Raw genomic sequence first — 23,721 nt, 5'->3', positions numbered from 1 at the left:
CCAACCCCTCTCCCGGAGGGAGAGGGGCTTTTAAATGGCGCTTGGAAGTTTTCTTGAGATGTTCGACGGTGCGGCTTCTGGATAACTGAAAAATGGCGATTTCGACAACCCACCTGCTGATCATCGTCCTCGCGCCGTTGCTCGGCGCGATCGTCGCCGGCCTGTTCGGCCGCCAGGTCGGGCGTGCGGGCGCGCACTCGGTCACCATCCTCGGCGTGGCGGTCAGCTGCGTGCTGTCCGGCTACGTGCTGTGGCAGCTGGTGGGGCAGGGCGCGGCGCCGTACAACGAGAACGTCTACACCTTCTTCGAGGTGGGGAGCTATTCGGCCCACGTCGGCTTCATGATCGACCGGCTCACGGCGATGATGATGCTGGTCGTGACGTTCGTGTCGCTGCTGGTGCACGTCTACACCATCGGCTACATGGCCGAGGACCCTGGTTACCAGCGCTTCTTCAGCTACATCTCGCTGTTCACCTTCAGCATGCTGATGCTGGTGATGAGCAACAACTTCCTGCAGCTGTTCTTCGGCTGGGAGGCGGTGGGCCTGGTCTCCTACCTGCTGATCGGGTTCTGGTTCAAGAAGCCGAGCGCGATCTTCGCCAACCTCAAGGCGTTCCTGGTCAACCGCGTCGGCGACTTCGGCTTCCTGCTGGGCGTGGCCGCGGTGCTGTACTGGTTCGGCACGCTGGACTACGCCACGGTGTTCGCCAATGCGTCCGACAAGATCGGTGGCGGCCAGGTGGTGGAGATCCTGGACGGGCGCCCATGGTCCGTGGCGACCCTCATCTGCGTCTGCCTGTTCATCGGCGCCATGGGCAAGTCGGCGCAGGTGCCGCTGCACGTCTGGCTGCCGGACTCGATGGAGGGCCCGACCCCGATCTCGGCGCTGATCCACGCCGCGACCATGGTCACCGCCGGCATCTTCATGGTCGCGCGCATGTCGCCGCTGTTCGAGCTCAGCGACACCGCGCTCGCGTTCGTGCTGTTCATCGGCGCCACCACCGCGTTCTTCACCGGCCTGATCGGCATCGTGCAGAACGACATCAAGCGCGTGGTCGCGTATTCCACGCTGTCGCAGCTGGGCTACATGACCGTCGCGCTCGGCGTTTCGGCGTACTCGGCCGCGGTCTTCCACCTGATGACCCACGCCTTCTTCAAGGCGCTGCTGTTCCTGGCCGCGGGCAGCGTGATCATCGGCATGCACCACGAGCAGGACATGCGCAAGATGGGCGGCCTGCGCAAGTACATGCCGATCACCTTCTGGACCAGCGTGATCGGCACCCTGGCACTGGTCGGCACGCCGTTCCTGAGCGGGTTCTACTCCAAGGACACGATCATCGAGGCCGCCGGGCACGCCGCCGGGCGCATGGGCTGGATCGGCACCTACGGCTACTGGGCGGTGCTGCTGGGCGCGTTCGTCACCAGCTTCTACAGCTTCCGGCTGCTGTACCTGACGTTCTTCGGTACCGAGCGCTTCCGCGAGGCGGCGCCGTCGCACCCGGCCGCCGCCCACGACGAGCATGGCCAGGAAACGCGCCACGAGCCGCTGGACGACGACGCCCACGGTGATCACGGCCACCACCACGGCCCGCACGAACCCCACGAGTCGCCCTGGGTCGTGACCCTGCCGCTGGTGCTGCTGGCGATCCCCTCGATCGCGATCGGCTTCTTCACCGCCGGGCCGATGCTGTTCGGCACCGACTGGAGCGGTCACCACGAGCAGGCGCCGTTCTTCCTCGGCGCGATCGACCTGGCCCAGGCGCGCGACACCGTCGCCGCGCTCGGCAGCGAGCTGTGGCATGGACCGGTGGCCTTCGCCCTGCATGGCCTGGTCGCACCGACCTTCTGGCTGATGCTGGCCGGCTTCGTGCTGGCGACGGTGATGTACTGGTGGAAGCCCGGCCTGCCGGCAAAGCTGCGCGGCGTCTTCCCGTTCTCGGTGATCACGCGCGTGCTGGAGAAGAAGTACTGGGCGGACGACCTGTGGATCGGCGGCTTCGCCGGTGGCGGCCTGCTGCTCGGCAAGGCCTCGCGCCAGGGCGACGAGAAGCTGATCGACGGCCTGATCGTCAACGGCGCCGCGCGCGTGGTCGACCTCGTCTCGGGGGTCGCGCGCCGGGTCCAGTCCGGCTTCCTCTACCACTACGCCTTCGCGATGATCATCGGCCTGATCGCGCTGCTGGCCGTGCTGATCCGTTACTGGACCTGACGGCGAGAGGAAGAACATGGATATCCGGAATCAACGAACCAATGGGCCGTCGCCTTCGCGCATGCGGGGAACCGGCGGCTTCGATCTGCTGAAAGCAAGGGCGCCGGATCCCTGCCCGCGCGGGGACGGCGGGCAACGGCAGCAATCAGCGGGATCCTCAAGTGTCGGACGTTTCCATGCATAGCTGGCCACTTCTCAGCCTCCTGATCTGGCTCCCGATCCTCGGCGGCGTCCTGACGCTCGCCTGCGGCGAGGCGCGACCACAGCTGGCGCGCTGGCTGGCGCTGGCGGTGGCGCTGCTGGCGTTCATCGCCAGTATTCCGCTGCTGACCGGTTTCGACTTCGCCGCGACCGGCATGCAGTTCGTCGAGCGGCGCGAGTGGATTCCGGCCTACGACATCCAGTACCACCTCGGCGTCGACGGCATCTCGGTGGCGCTGATCGTGCTCACCACGCTGACCACGGCATTGGTGCTGATCGGCGCCTGGGGCTCGATCGACAAGCGCGTCAGCCAGTACCTCGCCGCGTTCCTGGTGCTGGAGGGGGCGATGGTCGGCGTATTCGCGGCGGTCGACGCGATGCTGTTCTACGTCTTCTTCGAGGCCATGTTGATCCCGATGTTCATCATCATCGGCGTCTGGGGCGGCCCGCGACGCGTCTACGCCTCGGTGAAGTTCTTCCTCTACACTTTCCTCGGCTCGATCTTCATGCTGGTCGGGCTGATCTACCTGTACCTCAAGGGCGGCAGCTGGCAGCTGCCGGACCTGTACGCGCTGCCGCTGACCGCCACCGAGCAGATGTGGCTGTTCTTCGCCTTCCTGGCGGCGTTCGCGGTCAAGGTGCCGATGTTCCCGGTGCACACCTGGCTTCCGGACGCGCACGTGGAGGCGCCGACCGGCGGTTCGGTGATCCTGGCGGCGATCATGCTGAAGATCGGCGGCTACGGGTTCCTGCGCTTCAGCCTGCCGATAGTGCCCGACGCCGGCCACGAATGGGCCTGGCTGGTGATCGCGCTGTCGCTGATCGCGGTGGTCTATGTCGGCCTGGTGGCGCTGGCGCAGTCGGACATGAAGAAGCTGATCGCCTACTCGTCGGTCTCGCACATGGGCTTCGTCACCCTTGGCACCTTCATCGCCTTCGCGCTGATGCGCGATACCGGCAATGCCGACGCCGCGCGCCTGGGCCTGCAGGGCGCGATGGTGCAGATGATCAGCCACGGCTTCATCTCCGGCGCCATGTTCTCCTGCGTCGGCGTGCTGTACGACCGCATGCACAGCCGCCAGATCGCCGACTACGGCGGCGTCGCCAACGTCATGCCCTGGTTCGCCGCGTTCATGGTGCTGTTCGCCATGGCCAATGCCGGCCTGCCGGGCACCTCCGGCTTCGTCGGCGAGTTCATGGTGATCCTGGCGGCGTTCCAGAGCCATCCGCTGCTCGCCTTCGTCGCGGCGATGACCCTGGTGATCGGCGCGGCCTACACCCTGTGGCTGGTCAAGCGCGTGCTGTACGGCGAGGTCGGCAACGCCCACGTCGCCGCGTTGCAGGACGTCAACGCCCGCGAGGTGCTGGTGCTCGGCGTGTTCGCCGCCGGCGTGCTGGCGATCGGCCTCTGGCCGAAGCCGCTGACCGACCTGATGGAGCCTTCCATCGCGCACCTGGCGGAACTGCTGTCCGCCACCAAGATTTGAGGATCGTGCGATGACCGTCGCCGCCATGACGCCACCCGTCCGCACCTTCGCCGAGTTCGCGCCGCTGTTGCCGGAGTTGACGGTGATCTTCGGCGCGTTCGCGCTGCTGATGCTCGACCTGTTCCTCGACGAGCGCCGCCGCGTCCTCACCCACGCGCTGGCGATCGCCACACTGGTCGCCGCCGCGGGCCTGGTGGCCGCCGGCGTCGGCGGGCGCGGCGTGGTGATGGAGGGCCTGTTCGTCCGCGACGCCGCCGCCGACGTGCTGAAATTCGTGATCCTGGTGGTGTCGGCGATGTCGCTGGGCTACAGCTGGTCGTTCCTGCGCGAGCGCGGCCTGTACAAGGGCGAGGTGGCGGTCCTGGTGCTGTTCGCCGTGGTCGGGATGATGCTGCTGGTCTCGGCCGGCAACCTGACCATGGTCTACCTGGGGCTGGAGCTGCTGGCGCTGTGCTCGTACGCGCTGGTGGCGATCGACCGCGACGGTCCGCTGGCCTCGGAAGCCGGCATGAAGTACTTCGTGCTCGGCTCGCTGGCCTCCGGCTTGCTGCTGTACGGCCTGTCGCTGGTCTACGGCGCCACCGGCACCCTGTACCTGGACGCGATCAGCGCGGCCGCGTCCACCGCGTCCGGCGACGACCGCGTGCTGCTGCTGACCGGCCTGGTGTTCGTGGTGGCCGGCGTCGCGTTCAAGTTCGGCGCCGCGCCGTTCCACATGTGGCTGCCCGACGCCTACCACGGCGCGCCGACGGCGATCACCGTGTTCATCAGCTCGGTGCCTAAGCTGGCGGTGTTCGGCATGGCCTACCGCCTGTTCGAGGTCGGCCTGGGGCCGATGCAGGACCAATGGCAGCTGCTGCTGGGACTGCTGGCGGCGCTGTCGCTGGCGATCGGCAACATCGTCGCGATCGCGCAGAGCAATCTCAAGCGGATGCTGTCGTACTCCACCGTCTCGCACATCGGCTTCCTGTTCCTGGGCCTGGCCGGCGGCGGCGAGGCCGGCTTCGCCGCGGCGATGTTCTATGCGATCAGCTACGCGATCATGTCGGCGGCGGCGTTCGGCGCGATCGTGATGCTGTCGCGCAAGGGCTTCGAGGCCGACCGCATCGACGACTTCAAGGGCCTGAACGCGCGCAGCCCGTGGATGGCCGGGCTGGTGCTGGTGATCATGGCCTCGCTGGCCGGCGTGCCGCCGTTCCTGGGCTTCTGGGCCAAGCTGGCGGTGCTGCGCGCCGCGCTCGAGGGCGACCTGCTGTGGCTGGCGATCGTGGGCATCGTGTTCGCGGTGATCGGCGCGTTCTACTACCTGCGCGTGATCAAGGTGATGTACTTCGACGAGCCCGCCGGCGAGCCGCTGCAGGCGCGCCGGGGCAGGGGACTGCGGACGATGTTCGCGGTCAACGCCCTGTCGCTGCTGGTGCTGGGGCTGTTCTGGAGCCCGCTGATGGCCCTGTGCCAGCAGGCGTTCGCGGGGTAGGGCCTGTTTGCCGCGGATGAACGCGAACGGGGCATGTGCAGAGGCGACCATCGGCGCCTGACTCCGCCCGATCCGCATCCACGCGAGTTGCCGGAACCATGGAACATGCCCGGACGGCGTGCCCCGCGATGTTCGGCCCTGCTCCTGATCCGCGTTCATCCGCGTCAATCGGCGGCTGAAAAAAGGCCGTTTCCAGCTGGGAGGCACCGGGTTCGGACGGTCGCCGGGGGCTTGCAATAAAGGGCCGGATTCCCCATAATTACGAATCTGCTGCGGGGTGGAGCAGTCTGGCAGCTCGTCGGGCTCATAACCCGAAGGTCGCAGGTTCAAATCCTGCCCCCGCTACCAGCTTTTCGCGGTCGACGAAAAGCCTCTCCTGGAGGCTTTTTTGTTTCCCGACAGCGAATCGGGCTGAGCCGGAACGCGTACTGCTCGCGTCCCGGTGCCGAAATCCAGTGGTATCGGACAAGGGGCCCGTCGGGCCCCTTGTTTGTTTTACGAGTTCTTGGCGGGAGTTCTTTTCGGATCCGCACGCCGGTGTGCAACCGCTTCACGGGAAGAGATGACGGACAAGGCGACGACAATCGTGGAACTGCTGGCGCCGACGGTCGAAGCGTTGGGGCTGGAGTTGCTGGGCGCGGAATACCTGCCGACGCCCGGCAGCGCCGTGCTGCGCCTGTACATCGACCGGCCCGGCGCCGACCCCGAGGCCGAAGGGCAGGGCGTGACGATCGAGGACTGCGAGGCCGTCAGCCGCGAGGTGTCGGCGCAGATGGACGTCGAGGATCCGATCAGCGGGCACTACACCCTTGAGGTGTCGTCGCCGGGCATCGACCGGCCGCTGTTCACGCCGGAGCAGTTCGCGCGTTTCGCCGGACAGACCGCGAAGGTCGGGCTGAAGCTGCCGCAGGACGGGCGCCGCCGGCTGCAGGGCAGGATCGCCGGGGTCGAGGGCGACACGATCGCGTTCGAGGTCGACGGCCAGCCGTTCACGGTCGCGTTCGACAACATCGACAAGGCGCGGCTGGTCCCGGACTGGGCCGCGCTCGGCCTGGCGCCGGCGAAGGACCGCTCCGGCCGCGACGCGCGACCGGGCAAGCAGAAGAAGCCGTCGGGGCGCGATCCGCGCTCCGGCAAGCAGGTGAAGCCACCACAAGCCAACAAGCGTACGGCCGATGGGCCGTCGAGTTCGGAGTGATCCAGAAATGAGCAAGGAACTGTTGATGGTCGTCGACGCGGTCGCCAACGAGAAGGGCGTGCCGGAATCGGTGATCCTCGAGGCGATGGAGGCGGCGCTGGCCACCGCCGCCAAGAAGCGCTACCACGACGAGGACGTGCTCACGCGCGTCGCGATCGACCCGAAGGACGGCAGCTACCAGACCTTCCGCCGCTGGGAGGTCGTGGCCGACGATGTGGTGATGGAGTCGCCGCATCGCCAGATCCGGTTGATGGACGCGGTCGACGAGGCCGAGGGCGTGGAGGTCGGCGACTACATCGAGGAGCCGATCGAGAACGCCGAGTTCGGACGCATCGCCGCGCAGGCCGCCAAGCAGGTGATCGTGCAGCGCGTGCGCGAGGCCGAGCGGGCGCAGGTGGTCGATGCCTGGAAGGACCGCGTCGGCGAACTGGTCACCGGCATCGTCAAGCGCGTCGAGCGCGGCAACGTCTACGTCGACCTGGGCGGGAACGCGGAAGCGTTCATCCCCAAGGACAAGGCGATCCCGCGCGACGTGGTCCGCGCCGGCGACCGCATCCGCGGCTATCTCTACGACGTGCGCAGCGAGCCGCGTGGCCCGCAGCTGTTCATCAGCCGCGCCGCGCCCGAATTCATGATGGAACTGTTCAAGCTCGAGGTGCCGGAAGTGGGCCAGGGCCTGGTCGAGATCAAGGCCTGCGCGCGCGACCCGGGCGACCGCGCCAAGATCGCGGTGGTGGCCTACGACAACCGCACCGATCCGATCGGCGCCTGCATCGGCATGCGCGGCTCGCGCGTGCAGGCGGTGTCGAACGAGCTCAACGGCGAGCGCGTCGACATCGTGCTGTGGTCGGACAACCCGGCGCAGTTCGTGATCAACGCGATGGCGCCGGCCGAGGTGCAGTCGATCATCGTCGACGAGGAGAAGCACTCGATGGACCTGGCGGTGGCCGAGGAGCTGCTGGCCAAGGCGATCGGCAAGGGCGGCCAGAACGTGCGCCTGGCCAGCCGCATGACCGGTTGGCAGCTGAACGTGATGACCCAGGACCAGGTGACCGCCAAGTCCGAGGCCGAGCAGATCGCGGCGCGCGAGCTGTTCCAGGAGAAGCTCGAGGTCGACGAGGAAATCGCCGGCATCCTGGTCTCGGAAGGCTTCAGCACGGTCGAGGAGATCGCGTACGTGCCGGTCGGCGAGCTGCTGGCGGTGGAGGGCTTCGACGAGGACATCGTCGAGGAGCTGCGCGCCCGCGCCCGCGACGCCCTGCTCAACGACGCGCTGGCGGTCGAGGAAGAGCTCGACGAGAACGCGCCGGCCGAGGACCTGCTGGCGCTGGAAGGCATGGACGACACCACCGCTTACGCGCTCGCCTCGCACGGCGTGCGCAGCAGCGAGGACCTGTCCGACCTCGGCACCGACGAGCTGATGGAGCTGGGCATCGAAGGCCTCGACGAGGAGCGTGCGGCCGCCCTGATCCTCGCCGCTCGCGCCGAGGAGATCGCCCGCCTCGAGCGGGAGGCCTGAGATGGCGTCAAACGCGGGTTGAGCGCCGGAGGCCGACGACGCCTCCCGGCCCCCGGCCCGAAGCGTCCGTCAGCAAACGGTACAATTGGCTCAATCCACAGCGCGGCGGTTTCGCCGACGCCCAAGGAACCGGAACCCGAATGTCGCAACAAACCACGATCCGCAAGCTGGCCGCACTGGTGAACACGCCGGTCGAGAAACTGCTGGAGCAGCTGGCCGAGGCCGGCATGCCGTTCAGCGATCCCGACCAGGTCGTGACCAGCACCGAGAAGGTCAAGCTTCTCGGCTTCCTGCGCCGGACCCACGGCAAGGCCGACAAGGCCGCCGACGAGAGCCTTGCGCCGAAGAAGATCACGCTCAACCGCAGCCGCAAGCAGGAGCTGACGGTCGGTGGCGGCAAGAACCGCACCACCGTCGACGTCCTGGTGCGCAAGAAGGTCACCCTGGTCAAGCCGACCGAGGAAGAAGCGGCCCGGGACAGCGGCACGCCGGTCGACGACGAGCGCGCCGAGATCCTGCGCAAGCTCGAGGAGTCGCGGCAGCGCAACCTGTCCGAACAGCAGCGCCTGGCCGAGGCCGACCAGCGCCGCGCCGAGGAAGCCGAGCAGCGCAAGCGTGCGGAAGAGGCCGAGGCCGAGCGCCTGCGCAAGGAGGCCGAGCTGGCCGCCGCAGCGGTCGCGCCGGTCGAGGAAGAGCCCGCCGCCGCGCGCAAGCCCGGCCACGGCCACGGCCATCCGAAGCCGGCCGCCGCGCGCGACGACCGCAGCGGACACAAGCAGAAGCACCACCGCGGCTCGCACGCGATGGTCGCGGGCGTCGAGGACGACGACGGCGCCGCCGCGCGCTTCGCCGGCCAGCTGCACCTGAGCGCCTCCGAGCGAGCGCGCCGTTCGACCGTGCGCAAGCCCAAGTCCAGGCGCCAGGTGGAACAGGCGCGCACCGGCGGCGGCCAGCACGGCTTCGCCCGGCCGACCGCGCCGGTGGTGCGCGAGGTGCCGATCGGCGACGCGATCACCGTGGCCGATCTCGCGCAGAAGATGGCGATGAAGGGCGGGGACGTGGTCAAGGCCCTGTTCAAGATGGGCGTCATGGCGACCATCACCCAGACCATCGACCACGACACCGCCGTGCTGGTGGTCGAGGAACTCGGCCACAAGGCGGTCCGCGCCGAGAGCGACGACGCCGAGAGCGAGCTGATCGCCCACATGGGCGCGGCCCAGGGCGAGGGCGAAGCGCGCCCGCCGGTGGTCACGATCATGGGCCACGTCGATCATGGCAAGACCTCGCTGCTCGACCACATCCGCCGCACCAAGGTCGCCTCCGGCGAGGCCGGCGGCATCACCCAGCACATCGGCGCCTACCACGTCGAGACCGACAAGGGCGTGGTCAGCTTCCTGGATACGCCCGGCCACGCCGCGTTCACGTCGATGCGCGCGCGCGGCGCCAAGCTCACCGACATCGTGGTGCTGGTGGTCGCGGCCGACGACGGCGTGATGCCGCAGACGATCGAGGCGATCCAGCACGCGCGCGCCGCGAACGTGCCGCTGATCGTCGCGATCAACAAGATCGACAAGTCCGATGCCGATCCCGGCCGGATCAAGAACGAGCTGCTCACGCACGACGTCGTGGCCGAGGAGTTCGGCGGCGACATCCAGATGGTCGAGCTCTCGGCCAAGACCGGCCAGGGTATCGACGACCTGCTCGACGCGATCCTGCTGCAGTCCGAGGTGCTCGAGCTCCGCGCGCCGCCGGAAGGCCGCGCCGTCGGCACCGTCATCGAGTCGTCGCTCGACAAGGGCCGCGGCCCGGTGGCGACCGTGCTGGTGCAGCAGGGCAAGCTGAACAAGGGCGACTACCTGGTCTGCGGCGTGCAGTTCGGCCGCGTGCGCGCGCTGTTCGACGAGAACAGCCAGCCGGTGGACAGCGCCGGCCCGTCGATTCCGGTACAGGTGCTCGGCCTGTCGGGCGTGCCGGACGCCGGCGACGATTTCGTGGTCGTCGACGACGAGCGCCTGGCCAAGGAAGTCGCGCAGCAGCGCGAGGCCAAGCGTCGCGAGACGCGCCTGGTGCAGGCGGCGGGCAACCGCATGGAAGACATCATGGCGCAGATGGGCCAGAGCGAGCAGCAGCTGTCGCTCAACCTGGTGATCAAGGCCGACGTGCAGGGTTCCGCCGAGGCGCTGCGGCAGGCGCTGACCGCGCTGTCGAACGAGCAGATCCGCATCAACATCATCGTCTCCGGCGTCGGCGGCATCACCGAGTCCGACGCCAACTCCGCGGCCGCGGCCAAGGCGACGATCATCGGCTTCAACGTCCGCGCCGACGCCTCCGCGCGCAAGGTGATCGAGAGCAACGGTCTCGACCTGCGCTACTTCTCGATCATCTACGACGTGATCGACCAGGTGAAGCAGGTGGCTTCGGGCATCCTCGGCATGGAGATCCGCGAGGAGATCATCGGCACTGCCGAGGTCCGCGACGTGTTCCGCAGCTCCAAGTTCGGTGCGGTCGCCGGCTGCATGGTGGTCGAGGGCGTGGTCAAGCGCAGCAAGCCGATCCGCGTGCTGCGCGACGACACGGTGATCTTCGAAGGCGAGCTGGAGTCGCTGCGGCGCTTCAAGGAGAACGTCGACGAGGTGCGCGTCAACACCGAGTGCGGCATCGGCGTGAAGGCGTACAACGACGTCAAGCCGGGCGACAAGATCGAATGCTTCGAGCGGATTGAGGTGCAGCGGACCCTGTAAGGGTCCGCGTGATTCGGGATTGGTGATTCGTGATTCGCAAGAGCGGTTCGCGGCGCGTCTCCCGAGTCATCCGCACCTTGCCGTTGCCGTTATCGAATCACGAATTGCGAATCACCAAAATGACGAAGTCATTTTCACGCACCGACCGCGTTTCCGCCCAGCTCCGCCGCGAGCTGGGCGCGCTGGTGCGCGCGGCCGTGCAGGAGCATGGACTGCCGTCGGTCAGCGTGTCGGACGTGGAGGTGACGCGCGACCTGGCGCACGCCAAGGTGTTCGTCACCGCGCTGCAGGCGGAGCGCTCCGGCGAGGCGGTGAAGGGCCTGCGCGAGATCGCCGGCGAGATCCGCTTCCGGCTGGCGCGCGCGGTGAACCTGCGCCACGTGCCGGAGCTGCATTTCCACTACGACGACTCGGTCGATCGTGGCGAGCGGATCGACAACCTGCTGCGCGATGACCACGGCGGGAACGCGTCCTGAGGCCAATAGCCGGCAATGACGGCTGGCGTTCGATATCCGGCCCGATAGTCGGCAGTCGGCAACTGAAATGCCCGCACCGTCATCCCGGCGAAAGCCGGGATCCAGCCTTTCGGGCACGTGAAGCTGGATCCCGGCTTTCGCCGGGATGACCGAACATGAGGCTTCCTAGTTCGCGGTCCCATTCCCTGTCCCGGGTCCCGAGTCCCGCCCACTACAATGAATAGATGACCCGTCGGCCACGTACACGCTTTCGCAAGCTCGACGGCATCCTGCTGCTCGACAAGCCGCGCGGGCTGAGCTCGAACCAGGCGCTGCAGCGCGTCCGCCACCTGTTCCAGGCGGAGAAGGCCGGACACACCGGCAGCCTCGACCCGCTGGCGACCGGCCTGCTGCCGGTGTGCTTCGGCGAGGCGACCAAGATCGCCGGCGGACTGCTCGGGGCGCGCAAGGCCTACGACACCGTGGCCAGGCTGGGCGTCGTCACCGACACCGACGACGCCGAGGGGCAACCGCTGCGCGAGCGGCCGGTGCCGCTGCTGGACATCCCCGCCGTCGACCGAGCGCTGACCGGCCTGACCGGCCGGATCCTGCAGCGCCCGCCGGTGTATTCGGCGCTCAAGCGCGGCGGCGAGCCGCTGTACGCCAAGGCGCGGCGCGGGGAAGCGATCGAGGTCGAGCCGCGCGAGGTCGACGTCCACGCCTTCGAGTTGCGGTCGGCGGCGGACTTGCTCGACGGCGGCGAGCCGCTGCTGCGGCTGCACGTGGAATGCGGATCGGGCACCTACGTGCGCAGCCTGGTGCGCGATCTCGGCGAGGCGCTGGGATGCGGCGCCCACGTTGCCGAACTGCGGCGGCTGTGGGTGGACCCGTTCAGGGATCCCCGGCTGTGGACCCTGGAAGCGCTGCAGGCGCTGGCCGAACGCGGCCGCCACTGCCTGGATGCCTGCCTGCTGCCGGTCGAGGCCGGCATGACCGCCTGGCCGATGGTGGTCCTGAACGAGGAGCAGGCCCACCGGCTCGCGTACGGCCAGGGCGTGGACGGGGGGTTCGCGGCACGCGGCGCGGTGGCGGCCTTCGATCGCGCCGGGCGTGCGCTCGGGCTGGGGCAGGTCGACGAGGCCGGGCGGCTCCGGCCGCAGCGGCTGTTCGCCTGGGCCTGCGGCCAGCCGCCAGGGCCGCACTGAGCCTTGTCGCAAGGGCGGCCAGAGGTTACAATTTCGCGGCTTTTCCCAAGCATTTCACGCATTCATTCCAGCAAGCGGCGGGCCATGCGGTGCTTCGCCCGTGCCAACCGGCACGGTGCGCCGTTCCTGCAGGCCGCGCATCACCGAGGCGACACATGTCCATCGACACCAGCGAAATCATCAACGAGCACAAGCGCGGCGACAACGACACCGGTTCCCCGGAAGTCCAGGTCGCGCTGCTGACCGCGCGCATCGCGCACCTCACCGAGCACTTCAAGACGCACAAGAAGGATCATCACAGCCGGCGCGGCCTGCTGCAGATGGTCAACCAGCGCCGCAGCCTGCTCGACTACCTGCACCGCAAGGATGCCGAGCGCTACAAGGCTCTGATCGGAAAGCTCGGTCTGCGTCGCTGACCGATACCCACGCCGCGGCGCAGCGATGCGCCGCGGTTTTGTTTTTGCGGCCTTCGGCCGTTGCCAGCACCGCGGTGCAAGGATGCCACGCGCGGAACGGGGATCCCCCCGGACCGTTCAACCGCGTCGGACGAGGTCTGCGGCGGTATCGATCGGAATGGGCCGGATGCCCGTTCCCGTCAGTCACCCTCCTGCGCCGCCAAGCGGCCGCCCGGTCTGGACAGGGGTCCCGCCCGGTTCATCGTAAAGAGATCCAAGGAAATCAAACGTGTCGAAAGTTACCAAGAGCTTCCAGTACGGCAGCCGCACCATGACCCTCGAGACCGGCGAGATCGCCCGCCAGGCAGGCGGCGCCGTCATGGTGTCGATGGACGGAACCACGCTGCTGGTGGCGGCGGTCGCCGCCAGGACCGCGCGTGAAGGGCAGAGCTTCTTCCCGCTGACGGTCGACTACCAGGAGAAGTTCTACGCCGGCGGCCGCATCCCGGGCGGTTTCTTCAAGCGCGAAGGCCGCCTCACCGAGAAGGAGACGCTGATCTCGCGCCTGATCGACCGCCCGATCCGCCCGCTGTTCCCGGACGAGTTCCGCAACGAAGTGCAGATCGTCGCCACGGTGATGTCGCTGAACCCGGAGGTCGACGGCGATATCCCGGCGCTGATCGGCGCGTCCGCGGCGCTGGCGCTGACCGGCTGCCCGTTCCAGGGGCCGATCGGTGCCGCCAAGGTCGGCTACAGGAACGGAGAGTACCTGCTCAACCCGACCGCCAGCGAGTTGCAGGACAGCGACCTCGAACTGGTGGTCGCCGGCACCAAGGACGCGGTGCTCATGGTCGAGTCGGAAGCGAAGGAGCTCTCCGAGGACGTGATGCTCGGCGCGGTGATGTTCGGCCACCAGCAGATGCAGGTGGCGATCGACGCCATCAACGAGCTGGTCGCAGAGGCCGGCAAGCCAAAGTGGGACTGGCAGCCGCCGGCGCGCGACGGCTCGATGGTCGCGGCGCTGAAGACCGCCATCGGCGACCGCCTCGAGCAGGCGTTCCAGATCCGCGACAAGCTGCAGCGCCGCGATGCGATCGCAACGCTGAAGAAGGACGTGCTCGAGTCGCTGGCACCGCAGATCGACGCCAACGGCTGGGACACCGCGGACCTGTCCAAGGAGTTCGGCGAACTCGAATACCAGACCCTGCGCAACGCCGTGCTCAGCACCAAGGTCCGGATCGACGGCCGTGCGCTCGACACCGTGCGCCCGATCAGCAGCAAGGTCGGCATCCTGCCGCGCACCCACGGCTCGGCGCTGTTCACCCGCGGCGAGACCCAGGCGATCGTGGTCACCACCCTCGGCACCGCGCGCGACGGCCAGGTGATCGACGCCGTCGGCGGCGAGTACAAGGAGCACTTCCTGTTCCACTACAACTTCCCGCCCTATTCGGTCGGCGAGGCCGGCCGCATGATGGGCCCGAAGCGCCGCGAGATCGGCCACGGCCGCCTCGCCAAGCGCGGCGTGCTGGCGGTGATGCCGACGATGGAGGAGTTCCCGTACACCATCCGCGTGGTTTCCGAGATCACCGAGTCGAACGGTTCCTCCTCGATGGCTTCGGTCTGCGGCAGCTCGCTGGCGCTGATGGACGCCGGCGTGCCGATCAAGGCGCCGGTGGCCGGCATCGCCATGGGCCTGGTGAAGGAAGGCGACGAGTTCGTGGTGCTGTCCGACATCCTCGGCGACGAGGATCACCTCGGCGACATGGACTTCAAGGTGGCGGGCACCGCCAACGGCATCTCGGCGCTGCAGATGGACATCAAGATCCAGGGCATCACCGAGGAGATCATGAAGGTCGCGCTGGCGCAGGCCAACCGCGGCCGCCAGCACATCCTCGGCGAGATGGCCAACGCGCTGACCGCGCCGCGCAGCGAGCTGAGCGAATACGCGCCGCGCCTGCTGACCCTGAAGATCCACCCGGACAAGATCCGCGAGGTGATCGGCAAGGGCGGCTCCACGATCCAGGCGATCACCAAGGAGACCGGCACCCAGATCGACATCCAGGACGACGGCACCATCGTCATCGCCTCGGTCAACGCCGCCGCCGCGCAGGCCGCCAAGGACCGGATCGAGCAGATCACCTCGGACGTCGAGCCGGGTCGGATCTACGAGGGCAAGGTCGTCAAGATCATGGACTTCGGCGCGTTCGTCACGATCCTGCCGGGCAAGGACGGCCTGGTGCACGTCTCGCAGATCTCCAGCGAGCGCGTGGAGAAGGTCTCCGACAAGCTCAAGGAAGGCGACGTGGTCAAGGTCAAGGTGCTGGAAGTCGACAAGCAGGGCCGCATCCGCCTGTCGATGAAAGCCGTGGAAGAGGGCGAGGGCGTTTCGGCGGAGTAATTCGTGCCGCCTCCATCTCCGGAACAGAAAAAAGCGGGCCACGGCCCGCTTTTTTCGTGGCCGCTCCCGATGCGTGGTGATGGAAGCGCGACGACGCGTCAGTGGCCGGGGGTCCGCTGTTTGTTGCCGGCCTCAAGCACATTCGAAATCGAAGGGCCGTCACTCCACGCTGACGCCGGGGATCGCCCCGTCCTTGCCCTTGATTCCGCCGCCGACGCGTTCCCACCAGTGCTGGTGTTCGTCGCTCGAGAGATAATCGGCGAAGTTCACGCCGTCGATCGATTCCGGCGAGTAGTCGGTGCGGCCCTGCGCCAGCATCGCGCACATCGCCTGCAGCATCGGCATCGCCGGCACCGCCTGTTCCAGGAACAGGAACTGGCCTGCCTGGTTGACCTCGAGGAAATGTGCATCGCCCGCCGCGTCGATCGCCAGGTCGACGCAGCCGAACACGATGCCGAGTTCGCGCATCAGCCGCTGCAGTCCCGCCAGCATGGCGGTCGACAGTTCCGCGGGCTTGGCCCGCATCGTGTCGGCGAGCGAGGCGATCCGCCAGTCGATGAAATCGTCCTGCGGCGGCGTATCCAGTCGTACCGGAAAGGCCCGGTCGCCGATCAGCGTGACCCGCACGTCATGTCGTTTGCGGACCACCGCCTGATAGATGCCCGGGCACTGGCGAAGGCTGGCGTCGTCGCGCAGCATCTCCGCGTCGACGATGCGCGCATAGGTGCTGAACATCTTCCCGCTTGCGGCGTCCAGCCAGGTATGGGTCTGGAACGGCTTGTACACCACGCGCTGGTGGGCGCCGACGAAGCGCCTGATCTCCGCCGGGTCCGACGACATCAGCGTGGCGGGAAAGCGCAGGCCGGCGCGCCGTGCGGCGCGCAGCTGCACCATCTTGTTCTCGGCATCGATTGCCGCCGAGGGGGAGTTGACCCACAGCGGGCCGCCGAGTTCCCCCGCCAGGGCATGCACGTTGTTGACGAAGCGCCCCCATTCGTTGCGCAGGAACGGCAGGTCCGCCTCCAGCGCGCCCGGAAATGATTCCGGGGCGCGAGGCCGGCGGAACCAGACGCTGGAGACGCCAGGATCGGCCGGCCCCCCGTTCGCCCGCAGCCCGGAGGCGTCGCAGTGCAGCGACAGCGGCGCCATGCCTGGATCGGCCCAGGACTCGATCCAGACCGGCGCGGCCCCTTGCTTGCGGAGTCCCCAACAGACGGCGGCGGCGTGAATGTCGTGACGGAGGGCGGAGAGGATCAGCGGGGATCGAGCGAGCATGGGCGGGGCGGGGCGTGGACGGGCGGGAGCCTTGCTTGTGGGAGCGACGGAAGTCGCGACGGTTGCTTCAGGAATTACGCGACCCAGACGAATGCACGCCTCGCGCGAAGCGAGGCGTGCAATGGGTTGCTGATCCATCGACAGGGCGGATGCAGCCGTCGCATTGGCCGCTCCGCCTTGTCGGCCGGCGGTGTGTCAGATGCCGGGATCCGACGGGTCGTCGCCGTTGGGCCCGGTCGCATGGGTGGTGTCGCCCTTGCCGCCGGCGATGGCGGCGATCTCGTCCTGGGTGAGTTCGCGTGCGACCTGGCGCGCGAACGGACGCGCGACGTCGGTCGTATCGGCGTTTACCTTCTCGACTTGATGCTTCATGGGAACTCCTCGGTTGGGAACGGTGGCCGGAATTTCTGCGCCGTTCCGGCTTCGGCATGCGTTCCGATGCTAGCCGAACGCACGCGGAGGTCTGTTACCGCCGTCTTAGTTCGAACGTTCGGCCGTGGATGGTTCATCTGCCTCGATCCCTTCACGCGCGTCCGCCTCGACGATGCGACCGCCGTTCAGGGCGATCACCCGGTCCGCGCTGCGGATCGTCTCGGGCCGGTGCGCGATCACGATGCGTGTGATCGCCATCGCGGAAATACGCGCGTTGATCGCACGCTCGCGCGCCACGTCCAGGTGGCTGGTGGCCTCGTCGAGCAGGAGGATGGCGGGTTCGCGGTACAGCGCGCGCGCCAGCAGCACGCGCTGTTTCTGGCCGCCGGACAACGAGGAGCCCATGTCGCCGACCAGCGATTCGTATCCCATCGGCATGGCCATGATGTCCTCGTGGATCTGCGCCGCATGCGCGGCGGCCTCGATCCGCTCCGCGCTGGCTTCGGCATCGAAGAACGCGATGTTGTCGGCGATGGAGCCGGCGAACAACGTATCCTCCTGCATCACCGCGCCGAAATGGTCGCGGTAGCGGGCCAGGCCGTAGCGCTCGATGTCGATGCCGTCGATGCGGATGCTGCCCTCGGCGGGATGCATGAGGCCGAGCAGCAGCTTGGCGAGGGTGGTCTTGCCGCAGCCGGACGGGCCGACGATGGCCACGCATTCGCCGGGCTCGATGTCGAACGTGCAGTCGCGCAGCACCCAGGGGTCGTCCTCCGCGTAGCGGAAACCCACCCCTTCGACCTCGATGCGCGGCCTCGGCGCCGGCCCGGCATAGCCGGTTTCCACGTGTGCCTCGGGCGGCTCCAGCGCAATGTCGGCGATGCGCGCCCCGTGCATGCCGAGCAGGCGCAGTTCGACCAGCTTGTCGATCAGGCCACCGCCGCGGGTGGCGAACAGTTCGGCGTAGGCCACGAACACCACCAGCATGCCGGCGGTGAACTGGCCGCGCAGCGTCAGCCACGCGCAGATCCAGATCAATGCGATGCGCTGCAGGCCGAAGATCAGCTTCGAGAGTGCCGAGAACGTGGCGGTGACGCGGTTGATCGCCGCCTCGCGGTTGGCGACCTCGATGGTGGCGTTGGCCATCCGTGCCCGGCGCTCGGCCTGCCGGTTGCCCAGCTTGATCGTCTGCACGCCCTCGATCGATTCGATCATCTGGCTCTGCTGGCGGCCGATATGGACCAGCTGCTCCTCCTTCAGCTGCTGCAGCCGGCGGTAGCTGACCCAGCGCAGCAGCGTGTACAGCGCGAACGCCGCCAGGACCAGCAGCGTCAACGGCGGGCTGTAGAGCAACAGCAGCGCCAGCACCAGCAGCGCGGTCAGGCCGTCGAGGATGCCCTCGATGAAGCTGCCGGTCAGGGTCTGCTGGATCGACTGCACGGAGAGGAAGCGCGACAACACGCCGCCGACACTGCGCTTCTCGAAGAAATCGAGCGGCAGCCGTAGCAGGTGGCCGAAGAGATTGGCGATCCACTGCGCATTCAGCGAGGCGCCGAGGTCGGCGACGACCCAGCCGCGCATGATCGCGATCGCGGCCTGGAACAGCACCACCACGGTGAAGCCGATCCCGAGCAGGGTCAGCAGCCCGAGATCGGCGGAGACCAGCACCAGATCGATCACCCATTGCAGCGCCAGCGGCAGCGCCAGGGTGAACAGTTCCAGCGCCAGGGCGAGCAGGAGAACCTGTACCGCGGCGCGGCGCAGGCCGAACACCTGGCCGGCGAGGGCGCGCATCGACACGCGCCGACGCTCGCGGACGGGGGCGAAGTTCGGCGACGGCGCCAGTTCGAGGACGACGCCGGTGAAATGACGGCCGAACTCCCGCAGCGACATCGTGACCGCTCCGCGTGCGGGGTCGTGGATGTCGACCCGATCGCCGCGGACCGCCCGGAGAACGACGAAATGGTTGAGGTTCCAGTGCAGGATGCACGGCGTGCGGATATCGCGCAGGTGGCCGATCTCCACGCGCAGCGGCCGGGTATCGAATCCCAGGCTGCCGGCCACCGAGATCAGTCGCGCCAGTCCGACGCCCTTGAGCGAGACGGGGAAGCGCCGCCGCAGGCCGGCGAGGTCGACATCATGGCCGTGGTAGCGCGCGACCATCGCCAGGCAGGCCAGGCCGCACTCGGCGATCTCGTTCTGCTGGATCACCGGCAGCCGGTGCTTCGTCGCGCCGTCGATGCGCAGGCTCATGGCGTCTCCGGCGGCGGGTCGGAACGGGCGCCGTCGAGCGGCGCGAGGATCAGCCGGTACAGGCGACGGCGCTCGAGCAGCAAATCCGCGTCCAGGGCCATGCTGGCGCGCAGCGCGAGGGTACGGTTCCCGGCCGGCACGTGCTGTCGGTCCGGCGCGACCAGCACCCGGTAGGCCGGAGCGCCCGGATCGATGCCGGTCCGCGCCCGTACCTCATCCGGGCCGAGCGCGCTGCCGGCCACCTCGACGATGCGCCCGTACTGTTGGCCGAAGGTCTGATAAGGGAAGGCGTGGTAGCGCATCGCGACCCGGCCGCCGGGCGCCAGCGTCCCGATGGCGCGCGACGGCACCCAGAGTTCGGCGCGGAGCTCGGCGTCCGCCGGCATGATCGACAGCAGGCGCTGGCGTTCGGAGACCGCCTGGCCTGCGTCCGCCGCCAGCCCCGAGACGATGCCGCGACCGGGCGCGCGCACGAGTACCGAGCGCTGCGCCTGATTGCGCGCCGAGGACTGGGCGACGTCCGCGAGCGCCCGCTCGATCGTGCTGCGCCGCTCTCCGCTGCGCAGCGGCAGTGCTTCCAGTGCCTGGCGGGCGTCGGCGAGCTGGCGATCGAGATCGAGCCGGTTTCGCTCCGCGAGCTGGCGCTGCGCCTCGGCGTTCAGCGCCAGCTCCTCGTATTGCTGGACCTGCACGTCGCTGACGATCCTCTCCCCCTGGAGCGGCCGGATGCGCTCCAGCATGCGCCGGGCGCCGGCCGCCTGCCGGATCCTGACCTCGAGTTCCGCTGCGGCGGAAGCGAGCTGCCGCTGCAGCGATCCGATCCGCGCGCGCAGCGCGGCCTCCTGCTGCGCCTGCGAGGCCACCAGTTCGACGAGGTCCTGCCGTAGGCGATCGCGCTGGCGTTCCAATCCCATCGCCACCTGTTCGCCGACCGCGCCGCCGGGCAGCGCCGTGTCGATGTCCGGGGAAATCTCCAGCAGTGGCTGCCCTGGGCTCACCGCCTGGCCTTCCTCGACCAGGAGCCGCGTCAACACGCCCGCGGCCGGTGCGGCCACCGTCTGCAGGCCGCCGACCGGGACCAGCCGGCCGTGCACGCGCTCCTTCCTGGTGTAGCTGCCGAAGGCGAGGATCAGCGTCAGCGTGATCACCGCCAGGGCCGCGACCGCGGCCATCGGCCAACCCAGCCTCGACGTCGACAGGTGCACGCTGCCGAGCCAGTCCTGCCTGCGGGCTTCCAGCACCTCGTCGCGGAACAGGCCTTCGACCATGCGCGGCATCAGCTCCGCGCGGGGTCGCGTGCCGGCGCCGATGGCGTGCGGGTCCGGCGCGTGCTGTGCAGTGCCTCCATCACGGCTGGGGCCGACCTCCACTGGCAGGACGGACATCATAGGCGATCGCATTCCCGCGTTGCGGCTGCCGGCTGACGGGAAGACCGTCGTCACGGCCGCAGTGGAGCGGCGAGGATCGCATCAATCCGCCGATGAAGGCCGTGGAAGAATGCGTAGACGTGCCGGCGGAGTGAGCGGCAACTCTTTCGCGGCAAGAAAAAAGCGGGCTCGGCCCGCTTTTTCTTGTGCTCCACGAAAATCGGTCGTCAGTAAGGACCGTTGATCGCGACTGCCCGGGACAGCGTGTTCGACGCCCCGGTCGTCGTGTTCGTATAATTCACGTAGATGACGTCGCTGATCATCATGCCGCCGAGGTAGTTGACGGTGCAGCTGCTCCAGGTGCATGGGAGTACCTGGCCGATTTCGTTGGTCCAGACGAAACTGTAGGTGCCAGCAGGCAGGTTCTGGACCGAAAACGAAGCGGAATAGGATGCGCTGGGATATTGCGACGAGCACAAGCCGAGCGGGCCGCCAGGCTGGCTGTTGGGACTGACAAAGCAGTACAGGAAGGGTGACGCAGGCTGCGCTTCCGCCTTGTTGGGCATGGCCGTGCCGACCAAGCCGGATGTCAACAGAAGCGCTGTACAGATCGTGACCTTGAATGCATTCGATCCTTGGGTATTCATGAGGCCCTATCCTTATCCTTGAGTCGCCAGGAGCTCCTGGCATCCCGAATATACCGTTGAGGGCATTGGCCAGGTTTTGACCAACGGCGCAGAACGGTGTTCCAGGCGCCACGCCAATATGCGCTGAAACGTTACATCGCGCCTTGCGATCCGACCGATCCGAATCACCGCTCCGCAAACAACGCGAAAAACAACGCGAAGCGCTCGATGCTGCTGCTAGCATGGTGCCCCTTTTGTTGGAGGCGTGTCGATGAAAGCGTGGCGTGCGGGTCGGGTGCTGTTCGGGCTGGTGCTGTTGTTGCCGGCGTTGGCGCTGGGGCAGACGGTGGCCTCCGATCCGGTCCCGGGCGACGAGAATGCGGCGGTCGAAGCGCTGCTGGCGCGGATGACGCTGGAAGAGAAGCTCGGCCAGCTCACCCAGTACCGCGGCCGCGGCAGCGACACCGGCCCGCGCGTGCCGGAGGGGGGCGAGGCGCAGATCCGGCAGGGGCAGGTGGGCTCGTTCCTGGGCGTCTACGGCGCCGACTACAGCCGCCGGATGCAGCAGGTGGCGGTGGAGGAATCGCGTCTCGGCATTCCGTTGCTGTTCGCGCACGACGTGATCCATGGCTTTCGCACCATCTTCCCGGTGCCGCTGGCGGAGACGGCGAGCTTCGACCCAGGGGCGGTGGAGAACGCCGCGCGCATCGCTGCGGTGGAAGCGACCGCGCACGGGCTGCACTGGACGTTCGCGCCGATGGTGGACATCGCGCGCGACCCGCGCTGGGGACGGATCGTCGAGGGCGCGGGCGAGGATCCGTACCTGGGTTCGCGGATGGCCGAGGCGCGCGTGCGCGGCTTCCAGGGAGGCGATCTCGCCGCGCCCGACACGATGCTCGCCACCGCCAAGCATTTCGTCGCCTACGGCGGCGCCGAGGGTGGCCGCGACTACAACACCGTCGACGTATCCGAACGTACCCTGCACGAGATCTACCTGCCGCCGTTCAAGGCCGCCGTCGACGCCGGGGTACAGTCGATCATGCCGGCGTTCAACGAGGTCGCCGGCGTGCCGATGCACGCCCATCGGCCGCTGATCGAGACGCTGCTGCGCGGGCAGTGGGGGTTCGACGGCGTCCTGGTCAGCGACTACAACGCGATCCAGGAACTGATGCCCCACGGCGTCGCCGCGACCCGCACCGATGCCGGCCTCCTCGGGCTCGAGGCCGGGGTCGACATCGACATGGTCAGCGGCATCTACCTCGAAGACGTGGCGGAGGCGGTGCGCGACGGCCGCCTGGACGAAGCCTTCGTCGATGCTTCTGTGCGCCGCGTGCTGCGCGCCAAGCACCGGCTCGGGCTGTTCGACGATCCGTACCGCTACAGCGACGCTGCGCGCGAGGCGGCGATGACGCTCACGCCGGCCCATCGCGATGCCGCGCGCGACATGGCGCGCAAGTCGTTCGTGCTGCTGAAGAACGACGGCGGCACCCTGCCGCTGTCGAAGCGGCTGCGCACCGTGGCGGTGATCGGTCCGCTGTCCGACGACCGCCGGCAGATGCTGGGCAACTGGGCTGCCGCAGGCCGTCCCGAGGATGCGGTCACACCGCTGGACGGCATCCGCACCGCGCTCGGGCCGGACGTGCGCGTGCTGCATGCCGAGGGCGCGGAGATCGACGGCGACGACACGTCCGGCATTGACGAGGCGGTGCGCGTCGCCCGCGAGGCCGACGCGGTGATCCTGATGCTCGGCGAGGACCAGGAGATGAGCGCCGAGGCCAACAACCGCACGACGCTGGACCTGCCGGGCGTCCAGCAGCGGCTGGCGCAGGCGGTGCAGGCGACCGGCAAGCCGGTGGTGGCGGTGCTGTTCGGCGGCCGTCCGCTGTCGGTGAACTGGCTGCACGAGAACGTGCCGTCGATCCTGATGGCGTGGTTCCCGGGCGTGGAAGCCGGTAACGCGCTGGCCGACGTGCTGTTCGGCGACCACGCCCCGAGCGGCAAGCTGCCAGTGACCTTCCCGCGCAACGTCGGCCAGGTGCCGATCCACTACAACCACAAGAACACCGGGCGCCCGCCCGATGCGAAGGACAAGTACACCTCGAAGTACCTCGACGTGCACTGGACGCCGCTGTATCCGTTCGGGCATGGACTGACCTATACCACCTTCCGTTACGACGACCTGCGGGTGAAGACGCCGCGCATCGGACGTGGCGAAGCGGTCGACGTGGAGGTCACGGTCATCAACACCGGCCGCCGCGCCGGCGACGAGGTCGTGCAGCTGTACTTGCGCGACGATGTCGCCAGCTTCACCCGCCCGGTGAAGGAGCTGCGCGGCTTCCAGCGCGTGACGTTGCAGCCGGGCGAAAGCCGCACGCTGCGGTTCCGGCTGGAGCCCGAAGCCATGGCGTTGCTCGACGCCGACCTGCGCCCGGTGGTGGAACCCGGGACGTTCACCGTGTTCGCCGGCGGCAGTTCGGCCGAGACCATCGAGACCACGTTCGAGGTGATGGCGGACTGACCGGCGGTCGGACTCGACCACCTC

16 protein-coding genes and 1 tRNA gene are annotated in these 23,721 nt (G+C 68.2%); 12 read left to right on the top strand and 5 right to left on the bottom strand.

Annotated elements, in window-relative coordinates; all coding sequences use genetic code 11:
* Positions 1–92: 92 nt before the first annotated feature.
* The 11 genes from nuoL (at position 93) to pnp (ending at position 15,286) form a co-directional block, all read left to right on the top strand.
* Complete coding sequence (nuoL, locus tag U3649_RS13655) at positions 93–2,210, top strand: NADH-quinone oxidoreductase subunit L (protein ID WP_407351859.1); 2,118 nt, start codon at positions 93–95, stop codon at positions 2,208–2,210.
* A 176-nt stretch (positions 2,211–2,386) separates the two neighbouring features.
* Positions 2,387–3,898, top strand: a complete 1,512-nt coding sequence (locus tag U3649_RS13650) for an NADH-quinone oxidoreductase subunit M (RefSeq protein ID WP_407351858.1) — start codon at positions 2,387–2,389, stop codon at positions 3,896–3,898.
* A 10-nt stretch (positions 3,899–3,908) separates the two neighbouring features.
* On the top strand, positions 3,909–5,375 hold the full coding sequence (gene nuoN, locus U3649_RS13645; RefSeq protein WP_407351857.1) for an NADH-quinone oxidoreductase subunit NuoN: 1,467 nt from the start codon (positions 3,909–3,911) through the stop codon (positions 5,373–5,375).
* A 271-nt stretch (positions 5,376–5,646) separates the two neighbouring features.
* Positions 5,647–5,723 (top strand) — tRNA-Met (locus tag U3649_RS13640).
* A 214-nt stretch (positions 5,724–5,937) separates the two neighbouring features.
* A complete protein-coding gene (rimP, locus tag U3649_RS13635; protein ID WP_407351856.1) occupies positions 5,938–6,573 on the top strand; it encodes a ribosome maturation factor RimP in 636 nt (211 codons plus the stop codon).
* A gap of 7 nt (positions 6,574–6,580) precedes the next feature.
* Positions 6,581–8,092 carry a transcription termination factor NusA gene (gene nusA, locus U3649_RS13630; protein ID WP_407351855.1) on the top strand — a complete coding sequence of 504 codons (1,512 nt, stop codon included), beginning with the start codon at positions 6,581–6,583 and terminating at the stop codon, positions 8,090–8,092.
* 140 nt (positions 8,093–8,232) lie between these two features.
* The gene (gene infB / locus U3649_RS13625) at positions 8,233–10,833 is read left to right on the top strand and encodes a translation initiation factor IF-2 (protein ID WP_407351854.1); all 2,601 of its coding nucleotides are present in this window, start codon (positions 8,233–8,235) and stop codon (positions 10,831–10,833) included.
* A 119-nt stretch (positions 10,834–10,952) separates the two neighbouring features.
* Entirely contained in the window at positions 10,953–11,309 is a 357-nt protein-coding gene (gene rbfA, locus U3649_RS13620; protein WP_407351853.1) for a 30S ribosome-binding factor RbfA, read from the top strand.
* Between the two features lie 224 nt (positions 11,310–11,533).
* Positions 11,534–12,493: a tRNA pseudouridine(55) synthase TruB gene (truB, locus tag U3649_RS13615; RefSeq protein ID WP_407351852.1), complete on the top strand. Its 960-nt coding sequence runs from the start codon at positions 11,534–11,536 to the stop codon at positions 12,491–12,493.
* A gap of 155 nt (positions 12,494–12,648) precedes the next feature.
* Positions 12,649–12,909: a 30S ribosomal protein S15 gene (rpsO, locus tag U3649_RS13610; RefSeq protein WP_407351851.1), complete on the top strand. Its 261-nt coding sequence runs from the start codon at positions 12,649–12,651 to the stop codon at positions 12,907–12,909.
* A 268-nt stretch (positions 12,910–13,177) separates the two neighbouring features.
* The gene (gene pnp, locus U3649_RS13605; RefSeq protein ID WP_407351850.1) at positions 13,178–15,286 is read left to right on the top strand and encodes a polyribonucleotide nucleotidyltransferase; all 2,109 of its coding nucleotides are present in this window, start codon (positions 13,178–13,180) and stop codon (positions 15,284–15,286) included.
* A 159-nt stretch (positions 15,287–15,445) separates the two neighbouring features.
* On the opposite strand, the gene U3649_RS13600 is transcribed toward pnp, so the two are convergent.
* The 5 genes from U3649_RS13600 to U3649_RS13580 all read right to left on the bottom strand — a co-directional run bounded on the left by U3649_RS13600 (position 15,446) and on the right by U3649_RS13580 (position 21,200).
* Positions 15,446–16,699: a hypothetical protein gene (locus tag U3649_RS13600; protein WP_407351849.1), complete on the bottom strand. Its 1,254-nt coding sequence runs from the start codon at positions 16,697–16,699 to the stop codon at positions 15,446–15,448.
* A 57-nt stretch (positions 16,700–16,756) separates the two neighbouring features.
* The gene (locus tag U3649_RS13595; protein WP_407351848.1) at positions 16,757–16,933 is read right to left on the bottom strand and encodes a hypothetical protein; all 177 of its coding nucleotides are present in this window, start codon (positions 16,931–16,933) and stop codon (positions 16,757–16,759) included.
* A gap of 105 nt (positions 16,934–17,038) precedes the next feature.
* Positions 17,039–19,186, bottom strand: coding sequence for a peptidase domain-containing ABC transporter (locus tag U3649_RS13590; RefSeq protein ID WP_407351847.1), 2,148 nt, complete (start codon positions 19,184–19,186; stop codon positions 17,039–17,041).
* Positions 19,183–20,571, bottom strand: coding sequence for an HlyD family secretion protein (locus U3649_RS13585; RefSeq protein WP_407351846.1), 1,389 nt, complete (start codon positions 20,569–20,571; stop codon positions 19,183–19,185). Before U3649_RS13585 ends, U3649_RS13590 begins: the two co-directional genes overlap by 4 nt.
* 209 nt (positions 20,572–20,780) lie before the next feature.
* Positions 20,781–21,200 carry a hypothetical protein gene (locus U3649_RS13580; RefSeq protein WP_407351845.1) on the bottom strand — a complete coding sequence of 140 codons (420 nt, stop codon included), beginning with the start codon at positions 21,198–21,200 and terminating at the stop codon, positions 20,781–20,783.
* Positions 21,201–21,450: 250 nt separating this feature from the next.
* Here U3649_RS13580 and U3649_RS13575 point away from each other — a divergent pair, with 250 nt between their 5' ends.
* Positions 21,451–23,697: a glycoside hydrolase family 3 N-terminal domain-containing protein gene (locus U3649_RS13575; protein WP_407351844.1), complete on the top strand. Its 2,247-nt coding sequence runs from the start codon at positions 21,451–21,453 to the stop codon at positions 23,695–23,697.
* The last annotated feature ends 24 nt before the right edge of the window (positions 23,698–23,721 follow it).

Source organism: Luteimonas sp. R10, assembly GCF_045689605.1.
GTDB lineage: Bacteria > Pseudomonadota > Gammaproteobacteria > Xanthomonadales > Xanthomonadaceae > Luteimonas.
Note: the sequence above shows the minus strand (reverse complement) of the source record. Positions and strands in the feature narration are given on the sequence as shown.